We start from the raw sequence: 16,079 nt of genomic DNA on the forward strand, positions 1-16,079 counted from the left end.
CTGTGGCGCTGCGCGCCTTCCCCCTTCTCTCGAATCACTGCGTGATTCGAGAGAAGGGGGACACCGCCCTTGCTGCGGGGCGGCCCTTGCTCGGCGGTCCTGGCTTGGGCCGCGACAGTTGCAAAGAGCGTGAGCAACGCGATGGAGTACCTGCATGACCTTGCCCCCTACGACTGCTTCTGATTCGCCAACGGGCACTAACGCCCTGCAACTCCACGACGCGCGCCCTTTCTTTGAAAAGGCGCTGGTCTACGGCGTGCAGCACGGCATCCTGGGTGCAGACCGGCTCGCGGCCATCCACACCGATGCGCCCAAGGGGATGGTGCAGATTGCGCGCTACTTTGGCAGCGAGTTTCTGCGGCCCGAGCTGGAAAAAGCGCGGGACCGCATGGTCAACCTGATCAGCCTGTACCTGCTGGAGACCACAGGCGGCGACCTGGCCGAGGCGGCGGTCTCGCTGCGCGACAACTCCTTTCTGTCGCGCTCCAAGGGCGGCTCGGACATGCTCAAGCGGCTGATCGCCATGCCCGAGAGCAGCAACTTCGGCATGGCCGGGTATGCCGATGCCGAAACCCCGCTGCTGGCCGCCTGGTCGCTGCGCAGCCATGCCGACTACCGCGCCGAGCTGGCACGGCGCAGTCAGATTGCCCAGTCGATTGCGGCTGCCGAGTGGCTGGCCGCGCAATATGACCTGGACACCGACGAGCTGGAATCCGCCGGTGCCGACGCCGAGGCCGTGGTCCGCACTGGCCTGCTGATGCAGGCCCTGGCCCCGCAGGCCATGGCGGCGGGCGAATGGCCCAGCGCACCTGCATTTGAAAAACTGGTGACGGGCCTGCGCAAGAAAAAGTTGCCCGTGCTCACGGCACTGCGCCTGCCTCCCGGCCTGCCCGCAGAGCTGCACGATGCTGTGGCGGCGCACTGCAGCGCCGTGCTGGCCGACCTGCCCAAGCTGCTGCAATCCACCACGCCGCTGCGCACACTGCTGCGGCCCATGGGCACGTTTCGCGCCCGCTACTTTTTGCTGGACGACCCGCTGGCCGAGGTCGAAGCCTTCCACCACAGCCTCGACGCGCTGGAAGAAGACGCCGAACCGCCGCAACCCGCCAGCAAGACCTGGCTCAAGACCACCGACGGCAACGACGACGAACATTCGCTGCTCACGCTGTTCCTGTGCCTGGCCGCCGGTGTGCCCAAGAAGACCTTGCTGACCGAAAAAGCCGCCGCCAGCCTGGTGCGCAAGGCGCGCAAATCCGGCCTGCAGCCCGCGCTGGCGGCCGACTTCATCCGCGCCCATGCGTCCGGGGTGCACCAGCAGGACTACCTGACGCTGTGGGCCAGTTTTGTGCAGGACGCCGAGAAAACCTTGCTCAGCGACATGGACTACCAGATGCATGACGCCCTGGCGCTGCTGCGCCGGGAGTGCAATGTGGCCGGGTAGCCTGCCCGGTCGATTGGTGCGGGGCCGTGGAGCTGCCGCGCTACATGTGCATGCTCCGGGGCCCGTAGGACGTGAATACGTCCTTAACCCAGGTCAAGGAACCCTGCCCGCGCCCGCAACCCGGGGCAGTGCGCGGCGGCGACGCGGTTAACATGCAGGGCGCCTGCCCGCTTTTCACCCCGTGCACACCCCCACACTCACCGTCCTTGCGGCGCTCTTGACCGCACTCGTCACCGCCGTGCTCTACGCCGTGTGGCATTTCAACAAGAACATTCCGGGCCTGCGCCTGTGGGTGTTGTCTTTCCTGTGCAGCTCGGTTTTTACCGTGAGCCTGCTGCTGCGCAGCTGGCTGCCCGAGGTGCTGGGGGTTGTCATCTCGCAGGGGTTTGTAGCGCTGGGGGCCTATCTGTGCCTGCTGGCTGGCCGCATGTACATGGGGCGGCGGCCGTTTTCGCACCTGTATGCGGTTGCTGCTTTGGGGGCACTGCTTGCGTTGTCGGTGGTGTTCACGGAGGTGTATCCGCACGTGGGCATGCGCTTTGTTCTGATGGGACTGGGATCGGGTGTCTGCTACCTGCTGACAGCGCGCACCCTGACTGCGGGGGGCATTCACCGCGTGCCAGCGCGTTATTTGTTGGCTGGTGTGCTGTGCCTGCACGGGCTGTTCGTTCTACTGAGGCCCGCATTGTTCACGTTGGGGGGGACTGCGTCCGACGACGGGGGGCTGGGTGGTGGGCTGATGGCGTCTGTGCCTCAGTTCATTCTTCTGGAGGCTATCGTCGCTACCGTCCTGCTGGGCTTTGGAGCGCTGATCCTTACGAACGAGTTCATCACCAACGAGCTGCGCCACCTGGCCGAGGTGGACCCGCTCACCAGCGTCTTCAACCGCCGCGCATTTCTGACGCTGCTGGACAAGGCCGTGAGCAGCGCCCAGCGCACTCAGACGCCAGTGCCCGTGCTGGTGCTGGACCTGGACCACTTCAAGACCATCAACGACACCTGGGGCCACCGTGCGGGTGACGATGTGCTGCGCCACTTTGTGGCTCTGGCCATCCGCTGCCTGCGCAAGGAGGACGTGATGGGCCGGCTGGGGGGCGAAGAGTTCGCCATCTTTCTGCCTAACGCGGGGGCCGAAGGCGCGCATGCCGTGGCCGAGCGCCTGCGGGTGCTGGTGGAGTCCCAGCCCGCAGCGGCGGGGCCGCAGTCCATTGCGCTCACCGTGAGCATTGGCATCGCCCTGTGTGGCCAGGGCGATTCGGCAGGTGCGGTGCTGCAGCGGGCCGATGAAGCCATGTACCTGGCCAAGCAGCGCGGCCGCAACCGGGTGGAGATGGCGGCACCGCCAGGGCTTGCCGCCCGCGCTGCGGCGGCCCCGGCGGCAGCCACCTGAACGGCGTCTCGGCGCCTCCACGACAAACCTCAGCGGCCCCGCCACAAAGCGGCGCCAGTGTCGGCTGTCCGACCTTCGGGGGCCCCTGCGCAGCCAGGGCCTGCCGCAAAATTGCGGGTGTTTTCGTGCGATCCGCCCGTTCCACCCCCTTCACCCCAGCGCAAACCCCATGGCAGCCACACCCCCCAGCCACCCCACGGGCCCCCACAGCACGGGCGCCCGTCCGCCCGCCGCGCCCCGCAGGGCATTTCTCAAGACCGGCGCGGGCCTGGCCACCGTGGGGGTGGCGGCAGCGGCCGCTGCCGGGGCTGGCTGGTTGCTGCACAAGCCGGGTAACGACCGGCAACTGGTCTATGCCACCGTGGCCGACGCCATGCGGGAGGTGGAGCGCCTGGCCAGCGCTGCGGTGCAGCCGCTGCCCCCCGCCACGGCCTGGAACTGGTCGGAAACCCTGGTGCACTGCGCACAGAGCATCGAGTTTTCGCTGCAGGGTTTTCCGGCGCCCAAGTCGGCCCTGTTCCAGAACACGCTGGGCGCCGCAGCCTTCACGCTGTTTACCCAGCGCGGGCGCATGAGCCACAACCTGGCCGAACCCATCCCCGGCGCCCCTGCGCTGGACGCAGCAGCCGAGGCCCAGGCCGCCCTGGCCCGGCTGCGCCAGGCGGCCCAGGACTTTGCCGCCCACACCGGCCCCTTGCAGCCCCACTTTGCCTACGGCGCCCTCAACAAGGCGCAGTACGAACAGGCCCATGCCATGCACCTGGCCAACCACCTGTCGGCATTTGATGTGGTGGCGTAGCTATATTTTTGATAGCTATCAAGGCATATCAGGCAGGCGGAAAGGTCGATTTTTGCCTGTACTTCTCCGGTGATGACCCATGGCAGGCCCTGCAACCCAGGTGCCTGCAGACCGGTGGGCGCCCGAGGCCCTGGAGGCGGCCTGTGGGGGCCTCTGTGCAGGGATTGATGCAGGTCAAGAGACCGCGTGGCAGGGCTTGGGGCAGCCCGGGAGGTAGGGCTACCATCCTTTAACGGGTCTGGCCCCGCGCGCAGCGCGGGTTTGCACCAGCACCCCGCAAGGATGACCCATGACCAAGCGATGGACGATAGTTGCGGCCCTGGCCGTTGTGCTGGCGGGGGGCGCTGTGCTGCTGCGCTGGGCGCCTTGGCAGCCCCAGGGCCCCGGCCCCGGTTTTTTCAGCGGCAATGGTCGCATCGAGGCCACCGAGGTGGCCGTGGCCACCAAGCTCGCGGGGCGGGTGCAGGAGATGCTGGTGGACGAGGGCGCCTTCGTCTCGGCGGGCCAGCCCGTGGCCCGCATGCAGATCGACAGCCTGCAGGCCCAGCGCGACGAAGCCGTGGCGCGGCTGCAGCAGGCGCAACTGGCCATCGACAGCGCCCGTGTGCAGGTGGCCCAGCGCGAAAGCGACCACCAGGCCGCTCTGGCCGTGGTGGCCCAACGCGAGAGTGACCTGGACACCGCCCAGCGGCGCCTGCCGCGCTCCGAAAAGCTGGCGCGCGAAGGCTTCTTCTCCAGCCAGCTGCTGGACGACGACCGCGCCAAGGTGCACAGCCTGCAGGCGGCATTGACGGCCGCACGCTCCCAGGCCAAGGCCGCGCAAGCGAGCATTGGCGCCGCGCGCACGCAGGTGACCAGCGCCGAGGCCAATGTGCGCGCGCTGCAGGCCACGCTGGCGCGCATCGACGTGGAGCTGGCCGACAGCGAACTCAAGGCTCCGCGCGACGGGCGCGTGCAGTTTCGTGTGGTGCAGCCGGGCGAAGTGGTGGGCGCGGGTGCACGCGTGCTGCAGCTGGCCGACCTGACCGACGTGTACATGACCTTCTTCTTACCCGAGACCGTGGCGGGCCGCGTGGCGCTGGGCAGCGAGGTGCGCATCGTGCTCGACGCCGCCCCCGGCTTTGTGATCCCCGCCAGCGCGTCGTTTGTGGCCAGCACCGCGCAGTTCACCCCCAAGACGGTGGAGACCGCCAGCGAGCGGCAAAAGCTCATGTTCCGCGTGCGGGCGCACATTCCCAGGGATCTGCTGGTGCGCCACCGCGAACAGGTCAAGACCGGCCTGCCCGGTGTGGCCTGGCTGCGCATGGACCCGAACGCCCCTTGGCCGCCGCAACTGGCGGTCAAAGAAAGCATGCAACCAGCAGCCCCCCAGGCCGCACAGTGACCGCACCTGTTGTCACCCTCACAGGCGTGGGCCAGCGCTACCGCCGCACCGTGGCGCTGGAGGGCATCGACCTGCAGCTGCCCGCCGCCTGCATGGTGGGTTTGATCGGGCCGGACGGGGTGGGCAAATCCAGCCTGCTGGCGCTGGTGGCCGGGGCCAGGGCGGTGCAGCAGGGGCAGGTGATGGTGCTGGGCGGCGACATGGCCGACAGCCGCCATCGCAACGCCGTGTGCCCGCGCATTGCCTACATGCCGCAGGGCCTGGGCAAGAACCTGTACCCCACGCTGTCGGTGGAAGAAAACCTGCAGTTCTTTGGCCGCCTGTTTGGCCACGACACGGCCGAGCGCCGCCGCCGCATTGACGACCTGACCCGCAGCACCGGGCTGCACCCGTTTCTGGCGCGGCCTGCAGGCAAGCTCTCGGGCGGCATGAAGCAAAAGCTGGCCCTGTGCTGCGCGCTTATCCACGACCCCGACTTGCTCATCCTGGACGAGCCCACCACCGGCGTGGACCCGCTGGCCCGTGCCCAGTTCTGGGATTTGATCGCCCGCATCCGCGCCAGCCGCCCCGGCATGAGCGTGCTGGTGGCCACGGCTTACATGGAAGAAGCCCAGCGCTTTGACTGGCTTGTGGCCATGGACGAAGGCCGCATTCTGGCCACGGGCACGCCTGCCGAGCTGATGCAGCGCACCGGCCACGCCAGCCTGGAGGCCGCCTTTGTGGCCCTGCTGCCCGAGGCCAAGCGGCGCGGGCACCAGCCGGTGGTCATCACGCCTTTGCAAGCCGACGCTGCAGCAGAGATCGCCATCGAGGCCCAGGGCCTGACCATGCAGTTTGGCGACTTTGTGGCGGTGGACCATGTGAGCTTTCGCATCCAGCGCGGCGAGATTTTTGGCTTTTTGGGCAGCAATGGGTGCGGCAAGTCCACCACCATGAAAATGCTCACCGGCCTGCTGCCCGCCACCGACGGCAAGGCCTGGCTGTTTGGCCAGCCCGTGGACCCCAAGGACATGGCCACGCGCCGCCGCGTGGGCTACATGTCGCAGGCGTTTTCGCTGTACAGCGAATTGTCGGTAGAGCAAAACCTGGTGCTGCACGCCCGGCTGTTCCATGTGCCAGAGGCCGAGGTGCCCCGGCGCGTGCAGACCATGCTGGAGCGGTTTGACCTGCAGGCCGCCCGCAGCACGCTGCCCATGCAGCTGCCGCTGGGCATGCGCCAGCGCCTGTCATTGGCCGTGGCCATGGTGCACCAGCCCGAGCTGCTGATCCTGGACGAGCCCACCTCGGGCGTGGACCCGATAGCGCGCGACAACTTTTGGCGGTTGATGGTGGAGCTGGCACGACGCGACAAGGTCACCATCTTCATCTCCACCCACTTCATGAACGAGGCCGAGCGCTGCGACCGCATCTCGCTCATGCACGCGGGCCGTGTGCTGGCCAGTGCGGCCCCGACCGACATCGTGGCCCGGCGCGGTGCCGCCACGCTCGAAGAAGCGTTCATCGGCTACCTGGTGGACGCGGGCGGTGGCGCGGCTGGCCCGCCGAATGTCGAACCGGCTCCGTCGGCCCCGGTGGACGCCGCCCCGGCACGCCCGACCTGGGCGCAGCGCCTGCGCCAGAGCCTTGGGCGCATCCACAGCACGCAGTGGCGCGAGGCGCTGGAGCTGCGGCGCGACCCGGTGCGCGGCGCGCTGGCGCTGCTGGGCTCGCTGATCCTGATGTTTGTGATGGGCTATGGCATCAGCATGGATGTGGAGAAGCTGCGCTTTGCGGTGCTGGACCGCGACCAGTCGGCCGCCAGCCGTGCCTACACCCTGAACTTGGCGGGCTCGCGCTATTTTGTGGAGCGCCCGCCCATCACCAGCCACGCAGAGCTGGACCAGCGCATGCGCTCGGGCGAAATCTCGCTCGCGCTCGAAATCCCGCCCGGTTTTGCGCGCGACCTGGAGCGCGGCCAGCCTGTGCAGATCGGTGCCTGGGTGGACGGCGCCATGCCCCAGCGCGCCGAGACGGCCATGGGCTATGCGCTGGGCATGCACCAGGACTGGCTGGCCCAGGCCATCCAGAGCCGCACGGGCATGACCCCGCGAAGCCTGGTCGAGGTGGAAACCCGCTACCGCTACAACCCCGATGTGCGCAGCCTGCCCGCCATGGTGCCCGCCGTGATCCCGCTGCTGCTGCTCATGCTGCCCGCCATGCTCACCGCCTTGGCCGTGGTGCGCGAGAAGGAGCTGGGCTCCATCATCAACCTGTACGTCACGCCCACCACGCGCACCGAGTTCATGCTGGGCAAGCAGTTGCCCTATGTGCTGCTGGCGCTGTTCAACTTCGGGCTCATGTGCCTGGCGGCTGTCACGGTGTTTGGCGTGCCCATGACGGGCAGTTTTGGCACGCTGGCGCTGGCGGCGCTCATCTTCAGCTTCTGCTCCACGGGCATGGGCCTGCTGGCGTCCACGGTCACGCGCAGCCAGATTGCAGCCATGTTTTTTGCCATGGTGGGCACGCTGATCCCGGCGGTGCAGTTTGCGGGCCTCATCAACCCCGTCTCCGCCATGACGGGCTTTGCGCGCTGGGTGGGCGAGGTTTACCCGGCCAGCCACATGTTCACCATCAGCCGGGGCGTGTTCAACAAGGCCCTCACGCTGCAGGACTTGCAGGCCGAGTTCTGGCCCATGCTGGTGGCGGTGCCGGTCATCGTCGGCGCGGCGATCTTGCTTTTGCGCAAGCAGGAGACCTGACATGGCACTGCGTGGACGCTGGTCGAACATTTTCCGCCTCGGCATCAAGGAGCTGTGGAGCCTGTGGCGCGACCCGGCCATGCTGTTCCTCATCGTCTACACCACCACGCTGGCGGTGTATTCCGCTGGCAAGGCGCAGCCTGAGACGCTGTACCACGTGCCCATCGCCATCGTGGACGAGGACGGCTCGGCCCTGTCGCAACGCATCGCCAGCGCCTTCTACCCGCCCCAGTTCACCCGACCGGCCATGGTCGGCATGCACGAGGTGGACCCGGGCCTGGACGCGGGGCGCTTCACGCTGGTGCTGCACCTTCCCGCCCATTTCCAGCGCGACGTGCTGGCGGGCAGGGCACCCTCGGTGCAGCTCAATGTGGACGCCACGCGCAACGGCCAGGCGTTTGCCGCCAACGGCGCGGTGGCGCAGATCGTGCAGCTGGAGGCCGCCGAGTTCGTGCAGGGCCACCGCAGCGTGCCCACCCAGCCGGTGGAGCTGGCGGTGCGTGCGCGCTTCAACCCGGCGCTGACCCCGGCGTGGTTCGGCTCGCTCATGGAACTGATCAACATCGTGACCATGCTCTCCATCATCCTCACCGGTGCCGCGCTGATCCGCGAGCGCGAGCATGGCACGGTGGAGCACCTGCTGGTCATGCCCGTCACCCCCGGCGAAATCATGCTGGCCAAGGTCTGGGCCATGGCGCTGGTGGTGCTGGTCGCTACCTGGGTGTCGCTCACGGCGGTGATCCGCTGGGCGATTGGGGTGCCCATCGAGGGCTCGGTGCCACTGTTCTTGCTGGGCGCCACGCTGCACCTGTTTGCCACCACGTCCATGGGCATCTTCATGGCCACGGTGGCGCGCAGCATGCCGCAGTTTGGCTTGCTGATGGTGCTCATCATGATGCCGCTGCAGATGCTGTCGGGCGGAGTTACCCCACGCGAGAGCATGCCGCTGTGGGTGCAGTACGGCATGGCGCTGGCGCCCACCACGCACTTCACCGAGCTGGCCCAGGCCATCCTCTACCGGGGGGCGGGCTGGGCGGTGGTGTGGCCGTCGCTGGTGTGGCTGCTGGGGATTGGGGCCGTGCTGTTCAGCCTGGCGCTGGCGCGGTTTCGCAAGACCATTGCGCGCATGGCTTGATGACTATGCTCTCATTTGCGTAGCTGTCAGTGCATGACAGACGCGCGGTAGAGGCCAATTTTTCGTCAAACCGCAGGTTGGTTTGCGCCCTTCGGGCTCACCCGACCTGCGGGCGGGCGCGTGCACCACCGCTGTGGGTGCGGCAGCCGCTGCTACAAAAAGCTCACGCTGCCCGGCCGTCCCGGCAGGTGCAGTTCGGCCGCCGGCCTGGGCTGGCTGGCCACCCGCTGGCCGCGCCGCCACACCCCCAGGCGCGCTGCGCGCAGGCGGATCGCGTCCACGGGGTTGCGCGCATGCAGCAGCACCAGGTCTGCATGGCAGCCGGGCGCAATGCCATAGCCCTCCAGCCCCAGCAGGCGCGCGGGGTTCACTGTCACCGCATCAAAACACTGGCGCATCGCCGCCTGGCTGGTCATCTGGCCCACATGCAGGCCCATGTGCGCGGCCTCCAGCATGTCGCCGCTGCCGCCGCTGTACCAGGGGTCGAGCACGCAGTCGTGGCCAAACGCCACCGTCAGGCCTGCGGCCATCAGCTCGGGCACGCGGGTCATGCCCCGGCGCTTGGGGTAGGTGTCGTGACGACCCTGCAGCGTGATGTTGATGAGCGGGTTGGCCACCACACCCAGGTCGGCCTCGGCCATCAGCGCCATCAGCTTGCTCACGTAGTAGTTGTCCATGCTGTGCATGGAGGTGAGGTGCGAGCCCGTCACGCGGCCGTGCAGGCCCAGGCGCTGGGTTTCAAACGCCAGGGTTTCGACATGGCGCGAGTGCGGGTCGTCGGATTCGTCGCAGTGCATGTCCACGCGTTTGCCGCGCTCGGCCGCCAGTTCGCAGAGGATCTTTACGCTCTCAGCCCCCTGGGCCATGGTGCGCTCGAAGTGCGGAATGCCGCCCACCACGTCCACACCCATATCGAGCGCGCGCTGGATATTGGCTAGCCCGCCAGGCGCGCGTAACACGCCGTCTTGCGGAAAGGCCACCAGCTGCAGGTCCACGTAGGGCGCTACGCGCTGCTTCACATCCAGCAGCGCCTGCACCGGCAGCAGGCTGGGGTGGCTGGTGTCCACATGGCTGCGGATGGCCAGCAGTCCGCGCGCCACGGCCATGTCGCAGTACTGCAGGGCGCGTTGCACGATGGCGTCGTGCGTCAGTGTGGGCTTGAGTTCGCCCCACAGCGCAATGCCTTCGAGCAAGGTGCCGCTCTCGTTCACGCGCGGCTGGCCGTAGCTCAGGGTCGAATCCATGTGGAAATGCGCGTCCACAAACGGAGGGCTGACCAGCAGACCATCTGCATCCACCGTTTCATGCGCGGGGGCTTGCAGGCCTTCGGTCACTTCGGTGATGCGGCCGCCCTGCACGGCGATGGACATGTTCTGGCGGCCGTCGGGCAGGGTGGCGTGGGTGATGAGCAGGTCAAGCATGGCGTGGGCGGTGGGCGTGGGGGTGTTGGTTTTTTTCAAGACCGGGGCCGGTTCTGTGCCTAAGCTCTGGGTCTTGCTGTGCGCATTCGTCAATGTGTCAGCGCATCCATTTTTACAAAGGCGGTTTTATGCAGTTTGGCTACACGATCCTGTACGTGGAAGACGTTCCCAAGACCATTGCTTTTTACGAACGAGCTTTTGGCTTGGTCCGCCGCTTTGTGCACGAGGCAGGCGACTTTGGCGAGCTGGACACAGGCGCCACAGCGCTGGCGTTCTCGTCGCTGCGGCTGATGGCCGAGCTGGGCAAGAACCCGCAGCGTGCATCGGCCGATGCGCCCAGTTTCGAGATCGCATTCACCACCGCCGACGTGGCCGCTGCCGTGCAGCGTGCGGTGGGGGCCGGTGCGCGGCTGGTGCAGGCGCCCGCGCAGATGCCCTGGGGCCAGACCGTGGCCTATGTGGCAGACATCAACGGCGCGCTGGTGGAGTTGTGCACGCCCATGGGCGCACCCAGTGCTTGATTCACGGCGCCTGCGCATCAGCGCCTCTGGCGGGTGCGAAAACGCACTTCGCCCGGTGGGTGCCCCGCATCGATGGTGATGCGCGACACGCTGTTGTCATGGCCCGACTCCGCCCGCGCCGTGAAGCGAATGCCCCGGCGCGTGGCCAGGCAGTTCATCTGGCTCAGGCTGATGGAGGCATGGTCGTTGTTGATGGCGGCAAAGCCTTCGGTGTGAACGGCGGTGGCGCTGTCGGTGCTGTCACGCACGATCCACTGCAGGTACAGGAACGACTGCGCATGGCGCGTGGCATGCACGATGCGGTACACGCCATCCCCTTGGCCCGGCTGCGCAGGCGCAGGCCACTGGCCGCAGACCTTGATCCAGTCCACGTCGGGCGAGGTGGCGAAGGATTCGTAGGGCAGGTCCATGCCCAGCGCATGGGCGTGGCCTGCGCAGGCCAGCAGCGCACCGGCCAGCCAGCGCCCCATGCCGTGGCGGATGTGCTTCACCGTTCCCCCTTGCGATACGGCTTCATCAGCGCCTGCGGATACGCCGCCTTGCGCGCCACCAGCACCAGCGCCAGGATGGACAGCAGGTAGGGCAGCATCAAATACACCTGGTACGGCAGCCACGCATCACCCGCCTGCTGAAGGCGCAGCTGCAGGGCATCAAAAAAGGCAAACAGCAGCGCACCCAGCAGCGCCTTGCCGGGCCGCCACGATGCAAACACCACCAGCGCCACGCAGATCCAGCCGCGCCCGTTGATCATGTTGAAGAAAAACGCGTTGAACGCCGACAGCGTGAGGAACGACCCCGCCACACCCATCAGTGCCGAGCCTGCCACGATGGAACCCGTGCGTGTAGCCGCCACCGAAATGCCCTGGCCCTCGGCCGCCTGCGGGTTCTCGCCCACCATGCGCACCGCCAGGCCCAGCGGGGTGCGCATCAGCACCCAGGCCAAGAGCGGCACCAGCAGCAGCGCCAGCAGCGTGAGGGGTGTCTGGGCAGAGAGGATGGGAATGCCCAACCATTCCATCGGCGCAAAGGGCTCAATGGTGGGCGGCGTGTTCACCTTGGGGAAGCTCACCCGGTAACCGTAGTAACTGAGCGCCGTGGCCAGCAGCGTGATGCCGAGGCCAGACACATGCTGCGACAGCGCCAGCCCCACGGTGAGCCACGCGTGCAGCAGGCCAAACACGGCGCCGGTGAGCGCTGCCACCAGCACACCCGTCCACAGCCCGTAGCCCGCATACACCGTGAGCCAGCCGGTGAAGGCGCCCGCCACCATGATCCCTTCAATGCCCAGGTTGAGTACGCCCGCGCGTTCGCACAGCAGCACGCCCAATGTGCCGAGGATGAGCGGGGTGGCCACGCGCAGGGTGGCGATCCAGAACGCGGGGTTGGCGAGGATGTCGAGCAGTTCGGTCATGCGGCTGCTCCGGCATGGTTTGCTTTGTTTTTGATAGCTAAAAAGGCATGGTGGACGCGCGGTAACAGCCTATTTTTTTTGCATTTTTGGTGCACGTGCTTGTTCATGGCGTCCTCACTTCCAGCGCACGCGGTACTGCGTCAGCAGCCCGGCCACCAGCACCGCAATCAGCGACGTTGCCACGATCACATCCGCAATGTAGGTGGGCACACCCACCGCGCGGCTCATGCTGTCGGCCCCCACCAGCACGCCCGCCACAAAGGTGCCCGCCGCGATCACGCCCAGCGGGTGCAGCCCCGCCAGCATGGCAATCACGATACCGCTGTAGCCGTAGCCGGGCGACATGTCGAGCGTCACATAACTCGTGCGGCCCGCCACCTCAATCGCGCCCGCCAGCCCGGCCAGCCCGCCCGAGAGCAGGGCGACCAGAACGACCGTGCGGGTGATCGGCACACCCGCAAAGGCGGCAGCGCGTGCATTGGCCCCCGCAGCGCGAATATCAAAGCCCGGCACCGTGCGCGCCAACAGCGCCCACAGCATCACCGCCAGCGACACGGCCCACAGCAGCCCCGTGTGCAGCCGCGTCTGCGGCACCAGCTTTGCGAGTTCCAGATCGCCCTGCAGCGCCACGCTCTGCGGCCAGCCCATGGAGAGCGGGTCTTTCATCGGCCCGTCGAGCAGGGCCGACACCAGCAACAGCATGATGAAGTTGAGCAGCAGCGTGGTGACCACCTCGTCCACCCCCAGCCGTGCCTTCATCAGCGCCGGGCCCAGCAGCAGCGCGGCGCCCGCCAGTGCTGCCGCCAGCATCATGAGTGGGAAAAGTACATAGGGCGACCATTCCAGCCCTGTGCCGCCATGCATGCCACCCACGGCCACAGCGGCCAGCGCACCGGCGTAGAGCTGCCCCTCGGCGCCAATGTTGAACAGCCGCGCCCGGAAGGCCACGGCCGCTGCCAGCCCGGTCAAGATCAGCGGCGTGGCGCGGGTGAGGGTTTCGGTCAGTGCGAACACCGAGCCGAATGCGCCCTGCAGCAGGAGCGCATAGGTCTGCCCCACGGGCGCGCCAGCCCACAGCACCAGCAGTGCGCTGACGAGCAAAGTGAACACCACGGCGCCTACCGGCGCTAGCACGTAGGCGGCGGGGGAGGTGTGGTTGCGTTTTTCGAGTCTCATGGGTTTTGTCGCTCTTCTCGTGACTTCACCGATTCAGGTCCACTCGCACGAACCGTTCACGCTGAGCTTGTCGAAGCGCCGCGCAAGGCTTCGACAGGCTCAGTCCGAACGGCAGGGGGAGCGCCCGCCATGGCCAGTCCAATGGCTTCGCGTGTCCAGTCTTCCGTGGGCCGGGCCTCGCTCAAATGCCCGTCATGCATCACCGCCACGCGGTCGCCCAGCGCCAGCACTTCGTCCAGGTCGTCAGAAATCAGCAGTACGGCGGCTCCCGCATCGCGGGCGTTGATGAGCTGCTGCTGCACAAACATCACCGCGCCAATGTCCAGCCCCCAGGTGGGCTGGTGGGCCACGATGAGTTGGGGCGCGGGAGCCGAATTACCCGCCGCGTCCTGCGGCGGCATCAGCGCCCGGCCCAGGATGAGCTTTTGCATGTTGCCGCCCGACAGCGACCGAGCAGGCGCATCGGCTCCGCCGCCACGCACGTCAAAGGTCGCGGCCACGCGCTGCGCATGTTGGCGGGCCGCCCGGCGCTTGACCCAGAAGGCGCGGAACCACGGGTGCGCAAACCAGGGGCCGCGCAGGCGTTCGGCCACAGCGTTCTCCCACACGGGCAGGTCACCCACCACGCCCACGGCGTGACGGTCTTCGGGGATGCGGGCCACGCCCTGGCTGACCAGCCATGCGGGGCGGGCTTGAAACGGTGCGCCGCGCAGGGTGACCTGGCCGGTGGTGGCTGCGCGCACGCCACACAACACATCGGCCAGTGCCACCTGGCCGTTGCCGCTCACGCCCGCAATCGCCACGATCTCGCCTGCGCGCAGGGTGAGGGAGACATCGTTCAACCGGTCGCGCCCAGCGGGTGCGGTGCTGACGTTGGTCAGGGTGCAGATGGGATCGCCCACGTTCTTGGCGGGGCGGCGTTCGGCCGCCTCAATCGCATGGCCCACCATCCATTGCGCCAACAGCCCCTGCGTGGTGCCATGCGCAGGCGCCTCGGCCACCAGCTTGCCTTGGCGCAGCACGGCCACTCGGTGCGATACGCGCAGCACCTCGCCCAGCTTGTGGCTGATGAAGATGATGGACAGGCCCTGCGCCACCATCTGCGCCAGGGTGTCGAACAGCGCCTCGCTCTCCTGCGGGGTGAGCACGGCGGTGGGTTCATCCAGGATGAGGATGCGGGCGCCCCTATAGAGCGCCTTGAGGATTTCAACGCGTTGGCGTTCGCCCACCGAGAGGTTGCCCACCTTCGCATCGGGGCTGACCGGCAGGCCAAACTGCTGCGATACGGCCAGCAGCTTGGCGCGTGCCTCGCTGCGGCGCGAGAACGGCTGCCACAGCGGCTCGCTGCCCAGCAGCACGTTGTCCAGCACCGTGAGGTTGTCGGCCAGCGTGAAGTGCTGGTGCACCATGCCAATGCCCGCCGCCAGCGCCGCGCGCGGCTGGCCGGGCGGCAGGGGCTGGCCGAAGACTTCAATGTGACCTTCGTCGGCCACGTAGTGCCCGAACAGGATGGACATTAGCGTGGACTTGCCCGCACCGTTTTCGCCCAGCAGGGCCAGCACTTCGCCGCGTGCCAAGGTCAGGTTGATGCCGTCGTTGGCGACGAGCTTGCCGAAGCGCTTGGTGATGCCCGACAGGCGCAGGACAGGGGCGGTGGACTCTGCCATTTACTTCCAGTTGGCTAAAAATGCCCGCAGCACCTTGGCCGAATTGGCGGCCGCCACGCCCATGAAGGTGCCCATCTCGTTCTCGCCCTCGCCACCACCGGCCAGATCGCTCAGCGACCTAAAGGCGATGTAGGGCACGCCGTTGCTGTGCGCCACCATGGCGGTGGCGGCGGTTTCCATGTCGAGCACGTTGGCCTCGAAGGTCTTGAACGCGTATTCACGGAAGGCCTTGTTGTCTACAAACGCCTGGCCCGAGACGCCGTTGCCACCCACCACCAGTTGCGGGCGCTGCTTGAGGCAGGTGGCGGCCAGGCAGTGCTCCAGGCCCACGTTCTGCAGGCTGCGGGCGGTGGCCAACATCTTGGGGTCGGCTTCAAACCAGAACTTTTTGGAGAGCTTGGGCTGGGCGGCCGAGCGCACTTCCACGGGGCGCGGGTGCATCATGCCGAAGGCGGGCATCGTCAGCTCGCTTTTCATCCAGGCGGGGGCGCTGTACTGGCCGGGCTTGTCTTCGCGCGCCATCAGCCATTCCATGTACTGGCCCCACTGCGCGGGCACCGTCACGTCGCCAATGTGCAGGCTGGGGTTCACGCCGCCCGCAATGCCGCTGAACACCACATGGCTCACGTTGAAGCGGTCCAGCACCAGCTGGGTGTTCATGGCTGCGTTGGTCATGCTGATGCCGGAGAGGAACACCACCACGGGCTTGCCTTCCAGCGTGCCGGTGGTGAACTCCACGCCGTTGACGCTGTGCTTGGCGGGTTGCTGCACCTGGGGTAGCAGCACGGTCAGCTCGGGCGCAAAGGCAGAGATGACGGCGATGCGGGGCGTGTCGTCCAGCCGCACAGCCGTCTTGCCGGGCGCGGTGGTGGTACAGCCTGCCACCACGGCGGCGAGGGCGAGGGCGCCCAGCAGGCGTGTGCACCGGGCGATCAGGGAGGGCTTGGCCGTGGGGATGGATTGCATGGGGGTGGTGCCTCGTCAAAGAAAACAGCG

At 67.4% G+C, this 16,079-nt stretch carries 13 protein-coding genes; 7 read left to right on the plus strand and 6 right to left on the minus strand.

The features are described 5' to 3' along the window. Positions 1-154: 154 nt before the first annotated feature. The 6 genes from ACSQ3O_RS11935 (at position 155) to ACSQ3O_RS11960 (ending at position 8,887) form a co-directional block, all read left to right on the plus strand. Positions 155-1,441, plus strand: coding sequence for a hypothetical protein (locus ACSQ3O_RS11935; RefSeq protein ID WP_436139003.1), 1,287 nt, complete (start codon positions 155-157; stop codon positions 1,439-1,441). A 181-nt stretch (positions 1,442-1,622) separates the two neighbouring features. Beyond that, positions 1,623-2,831, plus strand: coding sequence for a GGDEF domain-containing protein (locus ACSQ3O_RS11940; protein WP_436139004.1), 1,209 nt, complete (start codon positions 1,623-1,625; stop codon positions 2,829-2,831). A 169-nt stretch (positions 2,832-3,000) separates the two neighbouring features. Further along, complete coding sequence (locus tag ACSQ3O_RS11945) at positions 3,001-3,630, plus strand: DUF1569 domain-containing protein (protein WP_436139005.1); 630 nt, start codon at positions 3,001-3,003, stop codon at positions 3,628-3,630. A 289-nt stretch (positions 3,631-3,919) separates the two neighbouring features. Continuing rightward, positions 3,920-5,014 carry an HlyD family secretion protein gene (locus tag ACSQ3O_RS11950; RefSeq protein WP_436139006.1) on the plus strand — a complete coding sequence of 365 codons (1,095 nt, stop codon included), beginning with the start codon at positions 3,920-3,922 and terminating at the stop codon, positions 5,012-5,014. Continuing rightward, the gene (gene rbbA / locus ACSQ3O_RS11955; RefSeq protein WP_436139007.1) at positions 5,011-7,752 is read left to right on the plus strand and encodes a ribosome-associated ATPase/putative transporter RbbA; all 2,742 of its coding nucleotides are present in this window, start codon (positions 5,011-5,013) and stop codon (positions 7,750-7,752) included. The genes ACSQ3O_RS11950 and rbbA overlap by 4 nt, the downstream gene beginning before the upstream one ends. Before the next feature lies 1 nt (position 7,753). Further along, positions 7,754-8,887 carry an ABC transporter permease gene (locus tag ACSQ3O_RS11960; RefSeq protein ID WP_298456838.1) on the plus strand — a complete coding sequence of 378 codons (1,134 nt, stop codon included), beginning with the start codon at positions 7,754-7,756 and terminating at the stop codon, positions 8,885-8,887. A gap of 152 nt (positions 8,888-9,039) precedes the next feature. Here ACSQ3O_RS11960 and ACSQ3O_RS11965 read toward each other — a convergent pair whose 3' ends face one another. Continuing rightward, a complete protein-coding gene (locus tag ACSQ3O_RS11965) occupies positions 9,040-10,308 on the minus strand; it encodes an amidohydrolase family protein (RefSeq protein ID WP_436141116.1) in 1,269 nt (422 codons plus the stop codon). Positions 10,309-10,436: 128 nt separating this feature from the next. On the opposite strand from ACSQ3O_RS11965, the gene ACSQ3O_RS11970 reads away from it, so the two are divergent. After that, complete coding sequence (locus ACSQ3O_RS11970) at positions 10,437-10,829, plus strand: VOC family protein (protein WP_436139008.1); 393 nt, start codon at positions 10,437-10,439, stop codon at positions 10,827-10,829. A 17-nt stretch (positions 10,830-10,846) separates the two neighbouring features. On the opposite strand, the gene ACSQ3O_RS11975 is transcribed toward ACSQ3O_RS11970, so the two are convergent. The 5 genes from ACSQ3O_RS11975 to ACSQ3O_RS11995 all read right to left on the minus strand — a co-directional run bounded on the left by ACSQ3O_RS11975 (position 10,847) and on the right by ACSQ3O_RS11995 (position 16,049). Then, positions 10,847-11,320 (minus strand): hypothetical protein, encoded by a 474-nt coding sequence (locus ACSQ3O_RS11975; RefSeq protein ID WP_436139009.1) that lies wholly within the window; start codon positions 11,318-11,320, stop codon positions 10,847-10,849. After that, positions 11,317-12,240, minus strand: a complete 924-nt coding sequence (locus ACSQ3O_RS11980; RefSeq protein WP_436139010.1) for an ABC transporter permease — start codon at positions 12,238-12,240, stop codon at positions 11,317-11,319. The genes ACSQ3O_RS11975 and ACSQ3O_RS11980 overlap by 4 nt, the downstream gene beginning before the upstream one ends. Positions 12,241-12,354: 114 nt before the next feature. Next, entirely contained in the window at positions 12,355-13,416 is a 1,062-nt protein-coding gene (locus ACSQ3O_RS11985; RefSeq protein WP_137747884.1) for an ABC transporter permease, read from the minus strand. A 56-nt stretch (positions 13,417-13,472) separates the two neighbouring features. Further along, on the minus strand, positions 13,473-15,083 hold the full coding sequence (locus tag ACSQ3O_RS11990; protein WP_436139011.1) for an ABC transporter ATP-binding protein: 1,611 nt from the start codon (positions 15,081-15,083) through the stop codon (positions 13,473-13,475). Next, positions 15,084-16,049, minus strand: coding sequence for a 5'-methylthioadenosine/S-adenosylhomocysteine nucleosidase (locus ACSQ3O_RS11995; protein WP_436139012.1), 966 nt, complete (start codon positions 16,047-16,049; stop codon positions 15,084-15,086). Positions 16,050-16,079: the final 30 nt, after the last annotated feature.

The sequence above is a fragment of the Acidovorax sp. LjRoot74 genome (genome assembly GCF_964254355.1).
Lineage (GTDB): Bacteria > Pseudomonadota > Gammaproteobacteria > Burkholderiales > Burkholderiaceae_C > Acidovorax.

What these genes read in the sequence shown, in the direction of transcription:
- ACSQ3O_RS11935 (WP_436139003.1), top strand. Translation starts at nt 155, where the DNA reads ATGACCTTGCCCCCTACGACTGCTTCTGATTCGCCAACGGGCACTAAC.
- ACSQ3O_RS11945 (WP_436139005.1), top strand. Translation starts at nt 3,001, where the DNA reads ATGGCAGCCACACCCCCCAGCCACCCCACGGGCCCCCACAGCACGGGC.
- ACSQ3O_RS11950 (WP_436139006.1), top strand. Translation starts at nt 3,920, where the DNA reads ATGACCAAGCGATGGACGATAGTTGCGGCCCTGGCCGTTGTGCTGGCG.
- ACSQ3O_RS11960 (WP_298456838.1), top strand. Translation starts at nt 7,754, where the DNA reads ATGGCACTGCGTGGACGCTGGTCGAACATTTTCCGCCTCGGCATCAAG.
- ACSQ3O_RS11965 (WP_436141116.1), bottom strand. Translation starts at nt 10,308, where the DNA reads ATGCTTGACCTGCTCATCACCCACGCCACCCTGCCCGACGGCCGCCAG.
- ACSQ3O_RS11970 (WP_436139008.1), top strand. Translation starts at nt 10,437, where the DNA reads ATGCAGTTTGGCTACACGATCCTGTACGTGGAAGACGTTCCCAAGACC.
- ACSQ3O_RS11980 (WP_436139010.1), bottom strand. Translation starts at nt 12,240, where the DNA reads ATGACCGAACTGCTCGACATCCTCGCCAACCCCGCGTTCTGGATCGCC.
- ACSQ3O_RS11985 (WP_137747884.1), bottom strand. Translation starts at nt 13,416, where the DNA reads ATGAGACTCGAAAAACGCAACCACACCTCCCCCGCCGCCTACGTGCTA.
- ACSQ3O_RS11990 (WP_436139011.1), bottom strand. Translation starts at nt 15,083, where the DNA reads ATGGCAGAGTCCACCGCCCCTGTCCTGCGCCTGTCGGGCATCACCAAG.
- ACSQ3O_RS11995 (WP_436139012.1), bottom strand. Translation starts at nt 16,049, where the DNA reads ATGCAATCCATCCCCACGGCCAAGCCCTCCCTGATCGCCCGGTGCACA.